1 protein-coding gene is annotated in these 852 nt (G+C 35.6%); it reads right to left on the bottom strand.

Going from position 1 to position 852, the window contains the following annotated elements; genetic code table 11:
• Positions 1-344: 344 nt before the first annotated feature.
• Positions 345-701 carry an alpha amylase family protein gene (locus tag B2400_RS11390; RefSeq protein WP_293933446.1) on the bottom strand — a complete coding sequence of 119 codons (357 nt, stop codon included), beginning with the start codon at positions 699-701 and terminating at the stop codon, positions 345-347.
• Positions 702-852 lie beyond the last annotated feature (151 nt).

Below are 852 nucleotides of genomic sequence, written 5' to 3' on the forward strand. Positions count from 1 at the left end.
CCTGGTTCGAGCCCAGGTGGGCGCACGGAAAAAAGCCAACTTTTGAAGAAGAGTTGGCTTTTTTGTTTTTAGGGTAAGTTGGAAATTAGTTAGCGGACTATGAACAAAAAGTTACCATGTTGGAGTTCTACTTTCAATGACGTACTATAACCCCATAAACCGTCAATATTGTTCTAAAGAATCATATGACTTTCCAGATAATTCTACTCTCCCTCCATCGCGAATTGAAAACTATTTCTATTTATATAACGGCCAATCTGGATACAAAAATAAAAACCGGCTTATTTAAACCGGTTCTTATTATAATTAATAAAATCACAAGCATCAACACTTGCTACACAAATCTAGAAACCGGAATTCTCGATTCCTCGTTTGATTGCGTCCCATTGATTAAATCCAATTACTTGTACGATATCAAATACCATCAATCCTTCGGATTCTTTCAAGCATAGGTCAATTGCCTGCTCAATATTGTCCTTATGATTTAGCGCATATATAGAGCCATATAATTTCGTATCACCTTTCAACAAGCGCTTGCCGCGAATCAAACCATACTCAATACTTTCTGGGTCATTCTTCCCATAAATCGTATTTAGATAAGTACCAATTTGAAATGCGTCTAAATGCTCCGCAAAGCCAGCATTCTTATAATTCTCCGTAGCCCAAGTATGCTCGGCGTGCGTATCATATTTCTTGCTCAATTAAATAACCTCCATCTTCATCTCCAATTTCTTCGATAGAGATGTTTTTTAATATAATTTCTTCGATCTCTTCAAAAGAATATGAAATCTTTTCAATTGAAGCTAGTAGTTTATAAGTAACAAGGTCTAAATTACTAAATGGATTAATCAG

The organism is Sphingobacterium sp. UBA6645 (assembly GCF_002455685.1).
Lineage (GTDB): Bacteria > Bacteroidota > Bacteroidia > Sphingobacteriales > Sphingobacteriaceae > Sphingobacterium > Sphingobacterium hotanense.